The organism is Streptomyces sp. (genome assembly GCF_050698815.1).
Classification (GTDB): Bacteria; Actinomycetota; Actinomycetes; order Streptomycetales; family Streptomycetaceae; genus Streptomyces.
Map to the genome: position 1 here is coordinate 1 of NZ_JBOHCV010000310.1, position 17,759 is coordinate 17,759.

Genomic DNA, 17,759 nt, shown 5'->3' on the forward strand with positions numbered 1-17,759 from the left:
GCGACGAGCACGGCCACGGCCCCCGGCAAGCAGCCGGAGCCGGCGGCCGACGAGGCTGCCGGGCCGCGCCGCCGCCGCACCCGTGGCGCGAAGGCGGAAGCCACCCCGGAGGGCTGAGCTGCCCCGAGCGAGACGTACAGCGGCCCGGTGGCCCCGTGACGGGGCACCGGGCCGCTGTGCGCCCGGCGGAGCCGGTACATCCGGGTGACGGTCAAGCGGTAGCGTCCTGGCATGAGCAAGCCGCCGGCTCTCGGACTGCCCCCCACGGCCCGCGCCTACCGACTGCCCACCGCACGCGGTGAGTTCGCCGTGCACGACGCCGGCGAGCCGCGCCTGGGCACGGCGCTGCTCGTGCCCGGTTTCACCGGCAGCAAGGAAGACTTCATCGCCCTGCTGGGCCCGCTGGCGGACGCGGGCTTCCGTGCCGTGGCCGTCGACGGACGGGGGCAGTACGAGACGGGCGGGCCGCGCGCCGAGGGGGCCTACGTCCAGGGCGAGCTCGCCCTGGACGTGCTCGCCCTCACGGAGGCGGTAGCGGTACGGCGCGGTGCCGGTGCCGGCCGCGGCGAGGGGCCGGCACCGCGGGTGCATCTGCTGGGGCACTCGCTCGGCGGACTCGTGGCGCGGGCCGCCGTGCTGCGCGACGCCGCACCCTTCGCGTCGCTCACCCTGATGAGCAGTGGTCCCGCCGCCATCTCGGCGGCCCAGCAGCGGCGGCTGAAGCTGCTGCTGGGGGCGGTGCCGGTGCTCACCATGGAGGAGATCTGGCAGGCGATGCGCGAGCTGGACCCCGTCGAGGCGGCCGATGAGCAGACACCACCCGCCGTGGCCGAATTCCTGCACCGGCGCTGGGTGGCGCAGGTGCCGGAGCAGTTGACGGCGTCGGCCCAGCAGTTGATCGGCGAGCCCGACAGGGTGACGGAGCTCGCCCGGGCCGTCTCGGCGCGGGAGCTCCCCGTGCACGTACTGTCCGGCGCGGTCGACTACGCCTGGCCGGTGCCGCTGCTGGACGAGATGGCCGTACGACTGCGGGCCGCCCGTACCGTCGTGGCCGGCGCCGGGCACTCACCGAACGCGGAACGCCCCGGGGAAACGGCCCGCGCGCTCGCGGACTTCTGGCGCGCCGCCGGGGAGTGACGTCGGCCGTCGGCGTCGGCCGTGGGGCGTCAGCCCGTGACGGGTGCCGCGCCGGATGCGCGGGCCACGATCTCGGCGTAGACGTCCGGGTCCGTGGTGTGTTCGCCCAAGCGGCACGTCTTGCGGCTGCCGTGGTAGTCGCTGGAGCCGGTGGCCAGCAGGCCCAGTTCGGCGGCCAGGCCGTGCAACCGGGCGCGGGTGGCGGGCTCGTGGTCCATGTGGTCGACCTCGATCCCGTCAAGGCCTGCGGTGGCCAGCTCCGTGATCGCGCTCTCCGGCACGCAGTGGCCGCGCTTGACGGCGAGCGGGTGCGCGAAGACGGCGACACCGCCCGCGCCCTTGATCAGACGCAGCGCGTCGAAGGGGTCGAGTTCGTGCTTGCCGACATGCGCACGGCCGTCGTTGGCGATCCAGTCCCGGGTGAAGGCGTCGGAGACGGTCTCGACGGTGCCGGCCTCGACCATGGCGGTGGCGATGTGCGGGCGGCCGACCGAGCCGTCGCCCGCGATCTCGGCCACGCGTTCCCACGTCACCGGGACGCCCAGCTCGCGCAGCTTGCGCACCATGCTCCGGGCCCGGGGGACGCGGTCGTCCCGCACGAGCTCCCGTTCGCGGGCGAATTCGGGCTCCGCCGGGTCGAAGAGATAGGCCAGCATGTGCAGGCTGACCCCGCCGAGCCGGCAGGACAGCTCCGTACCGGTGACCAGGGTGAGCCCCGTGGGCAGCGCCCGTACCGCGGCGTCGTGGCCGGAAACGGTGTCGTGGTCCGTCAGCGCGACGACGTCGAGCCCGGCGTCCTTCGCGTGCCGGACGAGCCCGGCCGGTGAATCGGTGCCGTCCGATGCGGTGGAGTGGGTGTGCAGATCGATGCGCACGGGGCGGTGCTCCAACTACGGACGCGGACGGCGGGGACGACCGGGGGGACGCCAGGGGGAACGGACTCCAGGGTAGCCGTCCGCTCTCCCGCCCTGCCGGGCCGGCCAGGAGGTTCAGGAGGTTCAGGTTCAGGAGATCAGGCGCGGCGAGAGCGTGCCGCACGGCAGCAGGTCGACCTCTGCCCCCGCGTCCCGCAGGTCGGTGAGCACCAGTTCGTCGTAGAGCAGCAGACCGGACTGCTCGGGCCAGACGATCGCCCACAGCCACAGCCCACGCGCCTCACCCGCGAAGACGGCGCGGTCACTCGCCGCACCGCTCACGTGCCAGAGGGGCGTGGGGCGTCCCGCCGCGTGCACCTTGACGTGCGGCGGCTTGTCGACGCACATGCTCGGACCCGGATCCGGGCCGTCCACGCCGGCGTACCGCGCACCGAGTCCGACTCCCAGCTCCTCGGCCACCAGGATGAGTTCGCCCGTGCCACCGAGCGGACCCGGCCCCGAGCACGCGACAGCCGTGGCACGCCCGCCGCTTCTGTCGTCGCCGGCGCAGCCGACACCGGTGAACAGCCAGCCGACCGGCAGCGGCCAGGGCATCCAGACGGGCACCTTCGTACGGCCCACGGCTACGGCGAGGGCCTCGACGCTGGGGGGAACGACAGGCTGGAGCGGGTGTACCGTGCCGTGCAGATCGCACTGCCAGGAATCGGAGAAGAGTCCGGGCGCCCGCACCCGGCCACCGCACTTCGGGCAACTGGGTTCACCCCTCATGGCACCCAACCGTCCTCCCCGGCCGGGCCCGCGTCAAGGACGATCACCCGCTCATGTCGTTCCGCGTCGCCGTGGCGCCGCTGCGCCACGGCGGGACGGGGGCCGCGTCAGCCGTTCAGCGGCACCGCGGCGCGCAGCGGATCACGCAGATCCGTACCGTGCCGGAGCCAGCGTTCCTCCAGCGCGGGGGCGCCCTGCACGCGCTTCCACGCCGCCTCGTTCGGCGTCATCGGCAGCAGCGGCAGGAATCGCACCGGGTCCAACGGCGCGTCCAGCTCCAGATCCTCGACCAGGCCGCCGGATTCGGCCACCAGTACGGAGGTGAAAGGTGCCCCGGGCCACAGCGGCTCGCCGACGTCCAGGGAGGCCCCCGGCGCCACGACGACCCCCTCCACCTGCGGGGAGGCGGCGAGGACGGCCAGCGGGCGCAGCACCTTGTCGGTGTCGGCACCTCCCGCACGTACCGACAGCAGCAGTTCAGCACGCGGACCGCGTTCGGGGTCGCTGAGGACCGCGGCGGGATCGGTCATCGGTGCCGCCGACATCCCGAGCGTGGCATACCGGGCGATATCGCCTTCGAGGAAGCGCAGCACCTCGATGCGTCCGGTGCCGAGGAAGGTCACCGCCGCCCTGGCATCGGGCTCACCCAGCGCCGAACGGAGCCGGGCCTCGACCAGTTTCGACACGTCAGACATGCCGCGAGCATAGATCGCGCAAGGGCATGGCAAAGACGCACACCGGGCAGCCCAAGCGGGCACGGCACCGCTGGAGCGGTGTTACCGTTGACTGCTGGTCAGGGCAGGCAGAGATCGTCCCCTATGGGGGACCGGCCGGAGGAGGTGGGACTGACATGGATCCGAGTCGACCGTGCAGTACCGACAGCTCTTCCGTCACGCTGTCGCGTCCCCACTCCTGAGCGCCCTACTCCCCCACGGTTTCACCGCTGAAACCTGACTGGGCCTCTTCTCGGCAGGTTCTCCGGTGACTTCACCGGGCTCCCCCGGGGCCGCGCGAGGAAGAGCTCCAGAGCTTCGTTCCATCCCGTCCCACAGCGAACCAGTAATCGCCGTCACCGCGGCCCGCGCGATACCCGCTTTGCAGACCTCCGGTCCCCCGTGCACACCGGAACCGTAGGTCCACATTCCGGGCAGCGCTGCGCCCACGACGACGGCAGGCACCGACAAGGAGCCCGGCATGTCGATGATCCGAGACCTGCGCGCCGCCGTACGACCCACCCTGCGCCAGGGCGGCCGTTCCGCCCACCTCTACGAGCACACCCGCACCGACGCCGCCGACACCGCGGTCGTCGACTGTGCCGTCTACCGCGACGGGCGGCGCGTCAGCGAACAGCTCAATCCGGTCGACGCGCTGCACCGGGTGCGCTCCGGCGGCGCGGACGAGTTCGTGTGGATCGGTCTGCACGAGCCGACCGAGAAGGAGTTCTCCGGCATCGCCACGGAGTACGGGCTGCACCCCCTCGCGGTGGAGGACGCGGTACAGGCCCACCAGCGGCCGAAGCTGGAGCGGTACGACGACAGCGTCTTCACCGTCTTCAAGACCATCCACTACGTGGAGCACGCCGAACTGACCGCCACCAGCGAGGTGGTGGAGACCGGCGAGGTGATGTGCTTCACCGGCCGGGACTACATCATCACCGTCCGGCACGGTGGCCAGGGTTCGCTGCGCGCACTGCGGCACCGGATGGAGGAGGACCCGGAGCTGCTCGCCAAGGGCCCCTCGGCCGTACTGCACGCGATCGCCGACCAGACGGTGGACGGCTACCTCGCGGTGGCCGACGCCGTGCAGGACGACATCGACGAGGTGGAGATCGAGGTGTTCTCCAACACCGCGGGCAACGGGCGGCGGGGCGGCGACGCCGGGCGCATCTACCAGCTCAAGCGCGAGGTGCTGGAGTTCAAGCGGGCCGTCTCACCCCTGCTGCGGCCGATGCAGCTGGTGAGCGAGCGGCCCATGCAGGTCATCGACCCCGACATCCAGAAGTACTTCCGGGACGTCGCCGACCATCTGACCCGGGTGAACGAACAGGTGCTCGCCTTCGACGACCTGCTCAACTCCATCCTGCAGGCCAACCTCGCGCAGGCCACCGTCGCGCAGAACGAGGACATGCGCAAGATCACCTCTTGGGCGGCCATCTTCGCGGTGCCCACGATGATCGCGGGCATCTACGGGATGAACTTCGAGTACATGCCGGAGCTGCAGTGGAGGTACGGCTACCCCGCCGTCATGGCCGTCACCGCGTCGATCTGTGTGGTGATCTACCGCGGCTTCAAACGGAACGGCTGGCTCTGACCCGGACCACGGAGCTGCCGGGGCTCAGGCGAGCCATGTGGGTCTGTGGGGCCGACGGCGCGGCCGGTAACCTGCCCGTATGACGCTGCTCGATCAGACCCTCGTCGAGGAGGCCGGCAAGAAGTCCGCCCTCATCTGGGTGCGCGGCCCCGAGGGGCCCGCACGGTCGCTGTGGCACGTGTGGCACGACGGCGCCGCCTGCCTCGTCGGCGGCGGCCCGCTGGAACAGCCTCTCGAGGGCCTCGGACTGACGGACGGCGGCACGGCGACCGTCAGCGTGCGCAGCAAGGACAAGGGCGGCCGGCTGGTGGTCTGGCCCGCGCGCGTGGTCGAGTTGGCGCCGCACGGAGAGCGCTGGACGGCGGCGGTCGGCGAGCTGAAGGGCAAGCGGCTCAACGCGCCCGACTTCGACACCATCGCCGACCGCTGGGCGCGTGAATGCCGGGTGCTGCGGCTGGAACCCGCGGGTGCGCCCGTACAGCAGCCGGGCTCGATGCCGGACGATTCGCACGCCGCGCCGCCGTTGCCCACCGCTGCGACGACGCGGCGGCGGATTCCCGCCGGGCTGCCGAAACTGCTGTTCCGCAAGCGGCGGTAGCCCGGGGCCGGCTCACGACCTGGTGCGCGGTGGAGGGTGGATAAGTGAGCGGCGTCATGCGGCTTCGGATCCAAGGCGGAGGAGGGAGGCGACGCGGAGCGTCGTCGACCGACGACAACGCCGGAGGCGGAGTCGCAGGGCGCCGGGAGCCCGCCCGCTATCGCGCACCAGGTCGTCAGTTCGCGGAGATCTTCCTGCCGTAGTCGACGACCTGCCTCTTGGCCGGCGCGTTCAGCGCGAAGTCCTTGTTCCAGTCGTCCAGTTCGAGTGCCCCCGCGTCGCCGCCGCGCTCCACGCGCAGCGGGTACGGGGTGCCCGCCAGCGAGACGTCGAGGATGCCGCCGTTCCCCTCGCCCGCCCGCACCCGGATGGTGCCGACCCCGCCGACCTCGCCGCGGTCGCCGGTCTCCCGCTTGCCGTTCATCGCCAGCAGCCCGTCCAGCAGCACGCGCATGTCCGCGAAACCGCTGAGCTGCTTGTACGCCGGATCGCCGGGCGGCACCTTCACGTACTTCCCCCTCAGCTTGCCCGCGGCCTCCACGTCCGACCGGGACGGCTTCCCGCCGCCCTTCTCCTGCCGTGCCCAGAAACGGGTGTCGGCCTTGAGGTAGAGGTCCTTCTCGACGCGCAGCAGGGTGAAGGTGGAACCGCCCTCGGAGACCGTGCCCATGGCGCCGCTGCGCTTGAGCCGCATGTCCAGGTGGTAGGTCTTCCCCTTGCTGACGACGTTGCCGGACAGCCTGACCGCGTCGGCCTGCTCGGCGGCGTTGCGGGCCTTCCGCTCGATCCGCTTCGCGGAGAGCTTGCCGACCCCGTTGGTGCCCGCGTCGGGGTCCCCGCTGCCGCAGCCGGCGAGCGCCGCCGTGAGACCCGCGCAGACGACCCCCGTCAGGGCCGCCCTCCGTCGCGTGCGGGCGCTTCCAACCACGTCTGCAACCTCCTGGAGATCGGGCCGGGAACCGCACCCTACCGGGGCGGGTACCCGGCGTTCGACGGCAGCCGTCCGGACCATCCCGCACGGTCACCCGGGCCCCCGCCAAGCTAGGCTGAAACCGGCAAAGGGTGCGTATGTACCGGAGCGCGGACCGAAGAGGAGGGCCCGACAGATGGCCGCAGGCGCCTCCCGGGTCTTCGTCTCACACCTCGCCGGCATCGCCGTCTTCGACCCCAACGGCGACCAGGTGGGCCGGGTGCGCGACGTCGTCGTGATGCTGCGCGACCAGCCCGTCGGCACGGGCGGCGACCGGCCGGGCGGCCGGCCGCCCGGCGTGCTGGGGCTGGTGGTCGAAGTGGTCAGCCGGCGCCGGGTCTTCCTCCCCATGACGCGGGTGACGGGGGTGGAGTCCGGCCAGGTCGTCACCACCGGCGTGGTGAACATGCGGCGCTTCGAACAGCGCCCCACGGAAACGCTGGTGCTGGGCGAGCTGCTGGACCGGCAGGTGACCCTGGTGGAGAGCGGCGAGCCGGTCACCGTCCTGGACGTGGGGGTTCAGCAGCTCACGGCCCGGCGTGACTGGCAGATCGACAAGGTCTTCGTACGGCGCGGCAAGGGCGGCGCGCTCAGACGTCGCGGGGAGGCGCTGACCGTGGAGTGGTCGGCGGTGACCGGTTTCGCACTGGAGGAGAAGGAGCAGGGCGCCGCCACCTTGCTGGCCGCCTACGAGCAGCTGCGTCCCGCCGACCTCGCCAACACCCTGCACCACCTGTCCGCGAAGCGGCGCGCGGAGGTCGCCGCGGCGCTGGACGACGACCGGCTGGCGGACGTACTGGAGGAACTGCCCGAGGACGACCAGGTGGAGATCATCGGCAAGCTGCGGGACGAGCGCGCCGCGGACGTGCTGGAGGCGATGGACCCGGACGACGCCGCCGACCTGCTCTCGGAGCTGCCCGAGCAGGACAAGGAGCGGCTGCTCCAGCTGATGCGGCCGCAGGACGCGGCACCGGTGCGGCGGCTGCTCTCCTACGAGGAGGGCACGGCCGGAAACATGATGACGACCGAGCCCATCGTGCTCCAGCCGGACGACACCGTGGCCGACGCGCTCGCGCGGGTGCGCAACGCGGACCTCTCCCCGCCGCTCGCCGCACAGGTCTTCGTCTGCCGGCCGCCCGACGAGACCCCGACGGGACGGTACCTGGGGGTCGTGCACTTCCAGCGGCTGCTGCGGGACCCGCCCTTCACGCTCGTCGGTTCGATCGTCGACACCGACCTGCGCCCGCTGCCGCCGGAGACGACGCTGCCGTCGGTGAGCAGCCATCTGGCGGCGTACAACATCGTGGCGGCGCCCGTCGTCGACGAGGGCGGCCATCTGCTGGGCGCGGTCACCGTCGACGACGTGCTCGACCACCTGCTGCCGGACGACTGGCGGGAGGCCGCCGCCGAGCGGCTACCCGGGTCCGTGCAATTGAGCGCGGAGGGGGGCGCGCGGGATGCCGGCTGAACGGGACAGGGACCGCGAACGAGAGCGGGAACGCGAAAGGGAGCGGGAACGGGAGCGGAGCACGCGTGGGCGGCTGGACGTGCCGCGTGCCCCGCGGCGCAGGCTGCTCCCCGAGTACGACCCGGATGCCTTCGGGCGGCTGTCGGAGGAGATCGCGCGCCTGCTGGGCACGGGCCGGTTCATCGTCTGGATGACGTTCGTCGTCGTGGTGTGGGTCGGCTGGAACGTCCTGCTGCCCGAGCGGCTGCGGTTCGACGAATACCCCTTCATCTTCCTGACCCTCGCCCTGTCGCTTCAGGCGTCGTACGCGGCACCGCTGATCCTCCTCGCCCAGAACCGGCAGGACGACCGGGACAGGGTCAATCTGGAGCAGGACCGCAAACAGAACGAGCGCAGCATCGCCGACACCGAGTTCCTGACCCGGGAGATCGCCTCGCTCCGGATGGGGCTGGGGGAAGTCGCCACCCGCGACTGGATCCGCTCCGAACTCCAGGACCTGGTCAAGGATCTGGAGCGGCACGAGGCGCACGAGTACGACACGGCCACCGTCGAGGCCCGCCCTGGGTCCCTTGATCCAGAGTGACCGACTCCGCTCCCCACCGGCTTCGGGCGCGTGCCGGGACGGCCGTACCATTTCGGCATGGCTACCGATACTCCCCCGGAGGCACCCCCGGCGACCGGCCCCACCGAGGACGCGGTGCGGGCCGCGCTCGCGACGGTGAACGACCCGGAGATCCACCGGCCGATCACCGACCTGGGAATGGTGAAATCCGTCGGCATCGCGCCCGACGGCGCCGTCGACGTCGGGGTCTATCTGACGGTCTCCGGCTGTCCGATGCGCGAGACCATCACCGCGAACGTGACCGAGGCGGTCCAGCGTGTGGCAGGCGTCACACGCGTCGCCGTCGAACTCGATGTGATGAGCGACGAGCAGCGGCGTGAGCTGGCCTCCTCGCTGCGCGGCGGCAAGGCCGAACGTGAGGTCCCCTTCGCCCAGCCCGGCTCGCTGACCCGCGTCTACTGTGTGGCCTCCGGCAAGGGCGGCGTCGGCAAGTCGTCGGTGACCGTGAACCTCGCGGCCTCACTCGCGGCCGACGGCCTCAAGGTGGGCGTCGTGGACGCCGACATCTACGGGCACTCGGTGCCCCGGATGCTGGGCACCGACGCGCGGCCGACACAGGTCGAGGACATGATCATGCCGCCCTCGGCACAGGGCGTGAAGGTCATCTCGATCGGCATGTTCACGCCCGGCAACTCCCCCGTGGTCTGGCGCGGCCCGATGCTGCACCGCGCGCTCCAGCAGTTCCTCGCGGACGTCTACTGGGGCGACCTGGACGTGCTGCTGCTCGACCTCCCGCCCGGCACCGGCGACATCGCGATCTCGGTCGCCCAACTGGTGCCCAACGCCGAGATCCTGGTCGTGACGACGCCGCAGCAGGCCGCCGCCGAGGTCGCCGAGCGTGCGGGCTCGATCGCCGTGCAGACGCACCAGAAGATCGTCGGCGTCATCGAGAACATGTCGGGGATGCCCTGCCCGCACTGCGACGAGATGATCGACGTCTTCGGTACGGGCGGCGGGCAGCGCGTCGCCGAGGGGCTGACGAGGACCACCGGCGCCGAGGTGCCGGTGCTGGGTGGCATTCCGATCGACCTCAAGGTGCGCGAGGGCGGCGACGAGGGCAAGCCGGTGGTACTGAGCGACCCGGACTCGCCCGCGGGCAGCGCGCTCCGCGCGATCGCGGGCAAGCTGAGCGCCCGGCAGCGGGGCCTGTCGGGGATGTCGCTGGGGCTCACCCCGAGCAATAAGTTCTGACGGACTGACAGCCGGACCGTACGCGCGTAAGGGGCGCCCTCCCTGGAGGGCGCCCCTTACGGTGCGACGTACCGTCCGACGTACTGCGCGACCGGCTCAGTGCTCGTCGCGCTCGTCGTGCTCGTAGCTCTCGATGTCCTTGACCACCGAGAAGCCCAGCCCGTAGGCGCTCATGCCGCGCCCGTACGCGCCGATGTGCACGCCTTCCCGTGCGGAGCCCGCCAGCACCCAGCCGTATTCGGACTCCCGGTAGTGGAAGTCGGTCGGCACGCCGTCCACCGGCAGGGACAGCGCGGACCAGCCCGTACCGCCCAGATCGTCCGCGAGCTCCCACGCGACCACGGTCTGCTGGTCGAGCCAGTCCTGCCGAAGCCCTCGCTCCATCTCCTGCGGCCAGGTGCACGACAGCAGCCCGGAACCGGCCAGCCAGGCGGCCGTCGAGACGGAGGTCGCCTCCAGCACGCCCGTGCCGTCCGCACTGCGCCGCACGGGCCGGCTGGCGACCGTGACCGTGACGGCGAAGCGCTGGTTGTCCGGATTGGCCTCCACCTTGAGCGACGGCGGCTCTCCGTGCCCCGTGGAGCCATGCTCCACCGTGCCGTCGGCGGCTGCTCCGACCCGCATCAGCCAGCGCGGACCGGTGAACGCCTCATCGAGGCCGTACCACGGAAAGGAAGCCGTCAGAAATCCGTCCACAGCCCGCTCAGCACCGGGATCCTCCGGTGCGGCGGGCCCGGGTTCCCCGGCCACCCGACTTGTCGTCTCCATCTGCGCGACGCCTCCTCATTGCCCTGTAGTACGGGCTGCCTGCCCCCCTCGGACGGCGACCCCCGACACAGGGAGGATAGCCACCCGGGTCCGCCGTGTCGGGCATGACCGAACATCGGCCCGGCGTCGTGGAGGTGAGATGCGCCTCTCAGGTGATCCTGATGAGGCAGATGAGGCGCCTACCGGCGGGCGGGTCAGGTGGCGTCGGCGTCGAAGGGGGGCGGCTCGTCCTTCGGGGACCCCCCGGCCGGGCGGTCCTTGCTGAGCGGGTCGGCCGTCGCGAGGCCGGCCGGCTCCTCCTTGCGGAGGCTGGTACGGCTGCCGCCGGCACCGCCCGTGCCCCGCGCGCCACCGGCGCTCTCGGTGCCGTTCACGGCGTCGGTGACCTCCGCCATGTCCTTGCGCATGTCGAAGCCGTTGCGGATGTCGTCCAAGCCGAGGTCGTCACCGTCGAGAAGGTGCTTGCGGGCGAAGTTCTTCGGGTTCAGGTCCTCGAATTCGAAGTCCTTGAATTCCGGTCCCAGCTCGGAGCGGATGTCTTCCTTGGCGTTGTCCGAGAACTGCCGCACCTTACGGATGAAGCCCGACACGTCCTGGATCACCTTGGGAAGCTTCTCCGGCCCGAAGATGAGGACGGCGAGGATGACGAGCGCGACCAGCTCTAGGGGTCCTATGTCGAAGAACACCTTGCAGCTCCCTCATCCCTCAGGCCTTCGGGCCGGTACGGCCCGTTGTCACGGTACCCGGAGTGGCGGGCACGGTGGGAGCCCACCTCGTCATCCGCTCCCGGCCGCGTACCTCGTCGACGGGGGGAGGTCACCCGGGGGTCAACGCGGCGGCGGCGCGGCCGTGATGACCGGCGAGGGCGCGGGCGCGCTCCGCACCGGCGTACGGCCCGGGACCGCGTTCACGTACGGCACTTCTGCCGCGTCGGCCTGATAGGCGGCGTAGGGGACCGGTGACAGCGCGGACCGGATCAGCGGTGGAGCGAAGAGGGAGTCCGGCGTCAGCGGGAGGACCGTCCCGGGCCGGCCCGGTGCGGCAGGGGTCGCGGACGGCACGGCCCAGGGGGCGCCGTACCGGAGCAGGGCGGCGCGGTCCGACATCACCGACGCGCCCGAAGTGGCGCCGGCCACCGTGTTCGCGCTGACCGCACCGGCCTCACTGTTGCCGTTGGTGCCGCGCCGCCGACGGTCGCGGTCGGAACTCGCGGAGGTCGAGGCCGTACGGACCGCGCTCGCGGAGGTACCGGTGTCCCCCTTCGCGACCGTGGGCCCGCTGCTGGCCGAGCCGGTACCCAGCGCACCACCGAGGGCGAAGGCGGCCAGCGAGACGGCTCCCGCCGCCGCGAAGGCGAAGCGGCGGCCACGCGAGGACAGCCGCTCCAGCTCCTCGTGTATACGGAAGCCGCGGCTCGGGGACAGCGCGCCGCCGCCACCTCCGCCGGGCAGCTGGTCGAGGACCCAGATGGAACCGCCGGACCCCTTGGACGAAGGGGCCGAAACAGCCGACAGGGCCGAAACAGCGGAGACGACCGACATCGCGCGGGAGTGCCCGCCACGCGAGCCGCCGCCCGGGGCGCCGTCATCGTCGGACCCCTTCGCGCCGGGCGGCGCTTCCGCACTTCCGGCGGGCAGTCCCTGCAGCCGCGCCAGCAGACCGTCCGAGGGGGGCGGTGGAGCGGTGTCCGCGAAGACGCTCTTCAGCCGGCGCTGCGCGTCCGCCTCCGTCTTGCAGCCCCGGCAGGTCGCCAGGTGCGACAGAACGCGCTCGCGTGCGTCATGGCCGAGCTCCCCGTCGATCAAGGCCGCGAGGCGGTCACCGAGATGCTGCTCGACCGGTGTGAGGCCGCTACCCGGCTGCGGCGATCGGCGTCCCATACCGGCGCCACTCACTCGGCACCGACCTCCCCGCTCCCGACGCCCGGGGCCGCCGCGCTCAGCGCGCGCTGCTGCTCGGCCCGTGCCTCGGGAGAGCGGTGCTGCAGCGCCTTGCGCAGGTGCGAGCGTCCTCGGTGGATCCGGCTGCGCACGGTGCCCAGCTTCACGCCGAGCGTGGCGGCGATCTCCTCGTACGACAGTCCTTCGATGTCACAGAGCACGACGGCCGCACGGAACTCCGGCGCGAGGGTGTCCAGCGCCTGTTGCACATCCGCGTCGAAGTGGGTGTCGTTGAAGTACTGCTGCGGAGTGGGCTCACGGCTCGGCAGCCGCTCCGCCGCGTCGTCGGCGAGCGCGTCGAACCGGATGCGCTGCTTGCGCCGGACCGTGTCCAGGAAGAGGTTCGTGGTGATGCGGTGCAGCCAGCCCTCGAAGGTGCCCGGCGTATAGGTGGACAGGGAGCGGAAGACGCGGACGAAGACCTCCTGGGTGAGGTCCTCCGCGTCGTGCTGGTTGCCGGTGAGCCGGTATGCGAGGCGGTAGACGCGCGCACTGTGCGTGCTGACGATCTCCTCCCAGGTGGGAGGGGTCCAGGCCTGGGTCTCCGCATCGGTGTCGAAAGTCGCCGTGGTCGCGGAATCGGCGGTGTGGACCTGGTCAGCTGCATTGCTCACGGATTTCGGCTCGTCCGCCGACCTGCGGAAACGCCTGAGCATCCCGCGATCCCGGACCGCCGCACCTCCCCTGTCGGCTCTGGTGGTGTCCAGTGGAGCCCCTACCATAGCCACCTCGCCCGTTAGCTCCGGATAAGCACTTTTCACCGGCTCTCCGTCCCGCACCCGGTCCTGCCACTCGGGCTGCCGCATCGGTTCCCTCGACTCCACGCCGTCCACCGCGCTCCCCCGCGCAGCCTTTACCGCGTTGCGCCTCCACTCCTTCCAACGCCCGGTCCCATCAGCGTGTTCCCGGGGCAGCGGATACAGTCTCGGTGCGTGGAGGACGGGGACAGGAGAGGGCCATTACCGGCAACCCGCAGACGAGCTGGGCGTTCGCCGATGCGTACGGCGCCGACCTCGTCGACGACGCCGGGAACGCGGCGCTGCGCTGGGCCCGTGAGCGGGCGCGGCACGTGGCGGTGCGCGCGGTGTCCCCCAGCACCGGTGCCGCCCTGCGCCTGCTGGCCGCCGCCGTGGACGCCAAAGCGGTGGCCGAGATCGGTACCGGCACCGGCGTGTCGGGCATTCACCTGCTGGCCGGGATGCGCCCCGACGGCGTGCTGACAACGGTGGACATCGAGCCCGAACAGCAGCAGTTCGCCCGGCAGGCCTTCCGCGCGGCCGGGTTCGCCGGAAACCGCGCGCGCTTCATCCCCGGCTCCGCGCTGGAGGTGCTGCCGCGGCTGGCGGACGGCGGCTACGACCTCGTCTTCTGCGACGGCGACCGGGCGGAGTACCTGGATTACCTCGGCGAATCGTTGCGTCTGCTGCGGCGCGGGGGACTCGTCTGCTTCGAGGGGGTCTTCTCGGAAGGCCGTACGGTCGACTCCGCGGCCCGGTCCGCCGAAGTCCTCAAGCTGCGCGAACTGCTGCGCACGGTACGTGAGAGCCCCCTGCTGGTTCCCTCGCTGCTGCCCGTGGGCGACGGGCTGCTGTGCGCGGTGAAGCGGTGAAGCGGTGAAGCCGGGATTCGCGAAGCCGTAGGGCCGTAGACGCGGCATGTGAGCTCCGTCCCGGACCGGGCGACGCGACTGCCCCGGAGCACGGGGTGTGCTCCGGGGCAGTCAAAGGCCCACGGAAGGCGTCGGTCGGTCTGCTGTGCGGCCGTCAGCTCTCGGCTGCGCGGGCGCTCAGCCGCAGACCTTCTTCAGCTCCTCACCAAGCGCAGTCGCCTCATCCGGGGTCAGCTCGACGACGAGTCGCCCACCGCCTTCGAGCGGCACGCGCATGACGATGCCCCGCCCCTCCTTGGTCACCTCGAGCGGGCCATCACCCGTCCGCGGCTTCATGGCCGCCATGCTCGTTCCCCTTCCTGAAACCAGCTGATCGCAGCCGACAACGAGCGTGTCACCGGCATCGAACACATTGCTTCCCAGCCATTATCCCGCATGGCAGGACCCGATGACCAACAAGAGGTCACATCACTTGTGCCTCTCTCTCGCACAAAACCACCCATTCCGTTGACGAGCCTGCGATACTGCGCCGCCACTCAGCGGTTTCCGGAGCCCGCGCGGCCGGCTTTCGCGGTTGACGCAGCTCACATACCGAGCCCACGCGGCGCCCCGCCGAGCACCGCCGGGGGTGCTCTGTCGGCCTCCGATGATCTGGGACATGCTGGCCCCATGTCCGACACCGTGCTCTATGAAGTGACCGAGGGACTGGCGACGGTCACCCTCAACCGCCCCGACGCGATGAACGCGCTCAACGACGAACTGAAGTCCGCGCTCCGCGACGCCCTCCGCGCGGCGGCGGCCGACGAGGCCGTACGCGCGGTGCTGCTGACCGGCAGCGGGCGCGCCTTCTGCGTCGGCCAGGACCTCAAGGAACACATCGGCTCGCTCCAGGAGCAGGGCGGCAGCGCTCTGCACACCGTCGAGGAGCACTACAACCCGATCACGCTCGCCATCGCGGAGATGCCCAAGCCGGTCGTCGCCGCGGTGAACGGCGTCGCCGCGGGCGCGGGTGCGGGCTTCGCCTTCGCCGCGGACTACCGCCTGCTCGCGGACTCGGCCGCGTTCAACACCGCCTTCGCCGGGATCGCGCTCACCGCCGACTCCGGGATCTCCTGGACGCTGCCGCGGCTGGTGGGTCCGGGCCGCGCGGCGGACCTGCTGCTGTTCCCGCGCAGCGTGCGGGCCGCGGAGGCGCTGGAGCTGGGCCTGGCACACAAGGTGGTGCCGGCCGATGAGCTGCCGGAGACGGCCGCGACGATGGCACGCCAGCTCGCACAGGGCCCGACGGCCGCGTATGCCGCGATCAAGGAGTCACTGGCCTACGGAGCGGATCACTCACTGGCCGAGACGCTGGAGAAGGAGGCCGAACTCCAGCTGCGCGCGGGCGCGTCGCAGGATCACAGGGCCGCGGTGGAGGCGTTCGTGAAGAAGGAGAAGCCCCGCTTCACCGGACGCTGACCGGCATCAGGTCCCTGGCCCAGCAGTCGGCCAGGTGATCGTTGACCAGACCGCACGCCTGCATCAGCGCGTATGCCGTCGTCGGGCCGACGAAGCGGAAGCCGCGCTTCTTCAGCTCCTTGGACAACGCCGTGGACTCGGCTGTGACGGCGGGGATGTCGGCGCTCCTGCGGGGCACCGGGCGCCCCTCGGGGTCCGGTGCGAACGACCAGATCAGGGCATCCAGCTCGCCCGCACCGAGCGCCGCCGCGACCTTCGCGTTGGCGACGGCCGCCTGGATCTTCGCGCGGTTCCGGATGATGCCGGGATCGGCGAGCAGCCGGGCCTCGTCCGCCGCCGTGAAAGCCGCCACGTCCGCGATGCGGAAGCCCGCGAAGGCCGCGCGGAAGCCTTCGCGGCGGCGCAGGATCGTCAGCCAGGACAGGCCGGACTGGAAGGCCTCCAGGGAAAGCCGCTCGTAGAGGGCGTCGTCCCCGTGCACGGCGCGGCCCCACTCGGTGTCGTGGTAGGCCGCGTAGTCCTCGGTGGACAGTCCCCACGGGCACCGCAGCCGCCCGTCCGCGCCCGCCCGGGCGCCGTCCTCGGTCTCCTCGGTCTCCTCAGCGCTCATCGGGTCGCTCCACCGCACCTCCGGCACCCGCGTGACCGCCGTACTCCCGGTGTCCGCCATAGGCGTCGGCGCGCCCCATCGCCGCCGCCTGGGCGCCCGCCAGCGCGGACTCCAACTCGGCGATACGGGCGTCCCGCTCGGCCAGCTCCGCGCCGAGCCGGTCCAGGATGTCGTCGACCTGCTGCATCCGGTAACCGCGGGCGGTCACCGGCAGCCGAAGGCCGTCCACGTCGCGTCGGCTCACCGGACGGTCGGACGGCAGCGGCTCGTCGAGCAGGTCGGGCGAGGCGTCGGCGAGTCCGCCCGTGGCGGCACCGCCGGATCCGTCACCGCCGCTGCCCACCACGGCGAGCGTGACCGCGGCGACGACCACGGCCAGCGAGATCAGCAGGAACCAGAACACGGCCAACTCCCCGACGTCCGTCCGGATGACTACGGCTGTTTGTGGTCCCCGATCCTGCCACGCCCCGCTGACACCCCGGCGGTCCCGTCGCCCGGGGAGGTTAGGGTCGGCGGCTGGGAGGGGCCGGCGTGGAACCCCCGTGAGCGAGAGGATGGCGGATGCTGCGCCTGGGGAAACGTGAGTTCGGCCCGCACGAGCCCGTGATCATGGCCATCGTGAACCGGACACCCGACTCCTTCTACGACCGCGGCGCCACCTTCGGCGACGAGCCCGCCCTGGAGCGGGTCGAGCAGGCGGTCTCGGAGGGCGCCGCCGTCATCGACATCGGCGGCGTGAAGGCCGGTCCCGGCGCGGAGGTGACCGCTGCGGAGGAAGCGCGCCGCACGGTGGGCTTCGTCGCGGAGGTGCGGCGCCGGTATCCGGATGTCGTGATCAGCGTCGACACCTGGCGGCATGAGGTCGGGGAGGCGGTCTGCGCCGCGGGGGCGGATCTGATCAACGACGCCTGGGGCGGGGTCGACCCCCTGCTCGCCCAGGTCGCGGCCCGGCACGGCGCCGGCCTGGTGTGCACGCACGCCGGCGGCGCCGAGCCACGCACCCGCCCGCACCGGGTGAGCTACGAGGGCGAGGGCGGCGTGCTCGCCGACATCCTCCGCGTGACGCTGGGCCTCGCCGAGCGTGCCGCCGGCCTCGGGGTGCGACGCGACGCCATCCTCATCGATCCCGGGCACGACTTCGGCAAGAGCACCCGCCACTCGCTGGAAGCCACTCGCGGGCTGGGCGAGCTGACCCGTACGGGCTGGCCGGTTCTCGTCTCACTGTCCAACAAGGACTTCGTCGGCGAGACCCTGGACAAACCGGTCAAGGAGCGGCTGACCGGAACCCTCGCCACCACGGCGGTCTCGGCATGGCTCGGTGCCCAGGTCTACCGCGTGCACGAAGTGGCCGAAACCCGGCAGGTGCTCGAGATGGTGGCGGCCATCGCCGGCCACCGCCCGCCCGCGGTGGCGCGGCGCGGGCTCGCCTGACCAG

General features: G+C 71.9%; 20 protein-coding genes. 9 read left to right on the top strand and 11 right to left on the bottom strand.

Going from position 1 to position 17,759, the window contains the following annotated elements:
- The first annotated feature begins 231 nt into the window (after positions 1 to 231).
- Positions 232 to 1,137, top strand: a complete 906-nt coding sequence (locus ACRDP3_RS11215; RefSeq protein ID WP_431516736.1) for an alpha/beta fold hydrolase — start codon at positions 232 to 234, stop codon at positions 1,135 to 1,137.
- A gap of 29 nt (positions 1,138 to 1,166) precedes the next feature.
- On the opposite strand, the gene ACRDP3_RS11220 is transcribed toward ACRDP3_RS11215, so the two are convergent.
- From ACRDP3_RS11220 to ACRDP3_RS11230, 3 genes are all read right to left on the bottom strand, one after another.
- Positions 1,167 to 2,012, bottom strand: a complete 846-nt coding sequence (locus ACRDP3_RS11220) for a PHP domain-containing protein (protein WP_431516737.1) — start codon at positions 2,010 to 2,012, stop codon at positions 1,167 to 1,169.
- 129 nt (positions 2,013 to 2,141) lie between these two features.
- Positions 2,142 to 2,780 carry a DUF6758 family protein gene (locus tag ACRDP3_RS11225; protein WP_431516738.1) on the bottom strand — a complete coding sequence of 213 codons (639 nt, stop codon included), beginning with the start codon at positions 2,778 to 2,780 and terminating at the stop codon, positions 2,142 to 2,144.
- Positions 2,781 to 2,887: 107 nt separating this feature from the next.
- Complete coding sequence (locus ACRDP3_RS11230; protein WP_431516739.1) at positions 2,888 to 3,475, bottom strand: suppressor of fused domain protein; 588 nt, start codon at positions 3,473 to 3,475, stop codon at positions 2,888 to 2,890.
- Positions 3,476 to 3,974: 499 nt separating this feature from the next.
- Here ACRDP3_RS11230 and ACRDP3_RS11235 point away from each other — a divergent pair, with 499 nt between their 5' ends.
- Entirely contained in the window at positions 3,975 to 5,090 is a 1,116-nt protein-coding gene (locus ACRDP3_RS11235; protein WP_431516740.1) for a magnesium and cobalt transport protein CorA, read from the top strand.
- 79 nt (positions 5,091 to 5,169) lie between these two features.
- The gene (locus ACRDP3_RS11240; RefSeq protein WP_431516741.1) at positions 5,170 to 5,688 is read left to right on the top strand and encodes a hypothetical protein; all 519 of its coding nucleotides are present in this window, start codon (positions 5,170 to 5,172) and stop codon (positions 5,686 to 5,688) included.
- A 175-nt stretch (positions 5,689 to 5,863) separates the two neighbouring features.
- Here the strand turns inward: ACRDP3_RS11240 and ACRDP3_RS11245 are convergent, their stop codons facing one another.
- Positions 5,864 to 6,616, bottom strand: a complete 753-nt coding sequence (locus ACRDP3_RS11245; protein WP_431516742.1) for a hypothetical protein — start codon at positions 6,614 to 6,616, stop codon at positions 5,864 to 5,866.
- Between the two features lie 178 nt (positions 6,617 to 6,794).
- Here ACRDP3_RS11245 and ACRDP3_RS11250 point away from each other — a divergent pair, with 178 nt between their 5' ends.
- The 3 genes from ACRDP3_RS11250 to ACRDP3_RS11260 are packed head-to-tail and all read left to right on the top strand — an operon-like array spanning position 6,795 to position 9,939.
- Positions 6,795 to 8,126, top strand: coding sequence for a magnesium transporter MgtE N-terminal domain-containing protein (locus ACRDP3_RS11250; RefSeq protein WP_431516743.1), 1,332 nt, complete (start codon positions 6,795 to 6,797; stop codon positions 8,124 to 8,126).
- Positions 8,116 to 8,709 (top strand): DUF1003 domain-containing protein, encoded by a 594-nt coding sequence (locus ACRDP3_RS11255; RefSeq protein ID WP_431516744.1) that lies wholly within the window; start codon positions 8,116 to 8,118, stop codon positions 8,707 to 8,709. Before ACRDP3_RS11250 ends, ACRDP3_RS11255 begins: the two co-directional genes overlap by 11 nt.
- A 57-nt stretch (positions 8,710 to 8,766) precedes the next feature.
- Positions 8,767 to 9,939, top strand: coding sequence for an Mrp/NBP35 family ATP-binding protein (locus tag ACRDP3_RS11260; RefSeq protein WP_431516745.1), 1,173 nt, complete (start codon positions 8,767 to 8,769; stop codon positions 9,937 to 9,939).
- Positions 9,940 to 10,035: 96 nt separating this feature from the next.
- On the opposite strand, the gene ACRDP3_RS11265 is transcribed toward ACRDP3_RS11260, so the two are convergent.
- From ACRDP3_RS11265 to sigE, 4 genes are all read right to left on the bottom strand, one after another.
- Positions 10,036 to 10,707, bottom strand: coding sequence for a hypothetical protein (locus ACRDP3_RS11265; protein ID WP_431516746.1), 672 nt, complete (start codon positions 10,705 to 10,707; stop codon positions 10,036 to 10,038).
- Between the two features lie 194 nt (positions 10,708 to 10,901).
- Positions 10,902 to 11,393 (bottom strand): sec-independent translocase, encoded by a 492-nt coding sequence (locus ACRDP3_RS11270; protein ID WP_431516747.1) that lies wholly within the window; start codon positions 11,391 to 11,393, stop codon positions 10,902 to 10,904.
- A gap of 141 nt (positions 11,394 to 11,534) precedes the next feature.
- Positions 11,535 to 12,587 carry a zf-HC2 domain-containing protein gene (locus tag ACRDP3_RS11275; protein WP_431516748.1) on the bottom strand — a complete coding sequence of 351 codons (1,053 nt, stop codon included), beginning with the start codon at positions 12,585 to 12,587 and terminating at the stop codon, positions 11,535 to 11,537.
- 11 nt (positions 12,588 to 12,598) lie between these two features.
- Positions 12,599 to 13,369, bottom strand: a complete 771-nt coding sequence (sigE, locus tag ACRDP3_RS11280) for an RNA polymerase sigma factor SigE (protein ID WP_431516749.1) — start codon at positions 13,367 to 13,369, stop codon at positions 12,599 to 12,601.
- A 206-nt stretch (positions 13,370 to 13,575) separates the two neighbouring features.
- Here sigE and ACRDP3_RS11285 point away from each other — a divergent pair, with 206 nt between their 5' ends.
- Positions 13,576 to 14,256: an O-methyltransferase gene (locus ACRDP3_RS11285; RefSeq protein ID WP_431516750.1), complete on the top strand. Its 681-nt coding sequence runs from the start codon at positions 13,576 to 13,578 to the stop codon at positions 14,254 to 14,256.
- Between the two features lie 177 nt (positions 14,257 to 14,433).
- Here the strand turns inward: ACRDP3_RS11285 and ACRDP3_RS11290 are convergent, their stop codons facing one another.
- Positions 14,434 to 14,601 carry a DUF3117 domain-containing protein gene (locus tag ACRDP3_RS11290; RefSeq protein ID WP_016469583.1) on the bottom strand — a complete coding sequence of 56 codons (168 nt, stop codon included), beginning with the start codon at positions 14,599 to 14,601 and terminating at the stop codon, positions 14,434 to 14,436.
- A 324-nt stretch (positions 14,602 to 14,925) separates the two neighbouring features.
- On the opposite strand from ACRDP3_RS11290, the gene ACRDP3_RS11295 reads away from it, so the two are divergent.
- On the top strand, positions 14,926 to 15,714 hold the full coding sequence (locus tag ACRDP3_RS11295; protein WP_431516751.1) for an enoyl-CoA hydratase-related protein: 789 nt from the start codon (positions 14,926 to 14,928) through the stop codon (positions 15,712 to 15,714).
- On the opposite strand, the gene ACRDP3_RS11300 is transcribed toward ACRDP3_RS11295, so the two are convergent.
- Positions 15,701 to 16,324 carry a DNA-3-methyladenine glycosylase I gene (locus ACRDP3_RS11300; protein ID WP_431516752.1) on the bottom strand — a complete coding sequence of 208 codons (624 nt, stop codon included), beginning with the start codon at positions 16,322 to 16,324 and terminating at the stop codon, positions 15,701 to 15,703. The two genes, ACRDP3_RS11295 and ACRDP3_RS11300, sit on opposite strands and share 14 nt — an antisense overlap.
- Positions 16,314 to 16,727, bottom strand: coding sequence for a cell division protein DivIVA (locus ACRDP3_RS11305; protein ID WP_431516753.1), 414 nt, complete (start codon positions 16,725 to 16,727; stop codon positions 16,314 to 16,316). Before ACRDP3_RS11305 ends, ACRDP3_RS11300 begins: the two co-directional genes overlap by 11 nt.
- Positions 16,728 to 16,885: 158 nt before the next feature.
- Here ACRDP3_RS11305 and folP point away from each other — a divergent pair, with 158 nt between their 5' ends.
- The gene (folP, locus tag ACRDP3_RS11310; RefSeq protein WP_431516754.1) at positions 16,886 to 17,755 is read left to right on the top strand and encodes a dihydropteroate synthase; all 870 of its coding nucleotides are present in this window, start codon (positions 16,886 to 16,888) and stop codon (positions 17,753 to 17,755) included.
- The last annotated feature ends 4 nt before the right edge of the window (positions 17,756 to 17,759 follow it).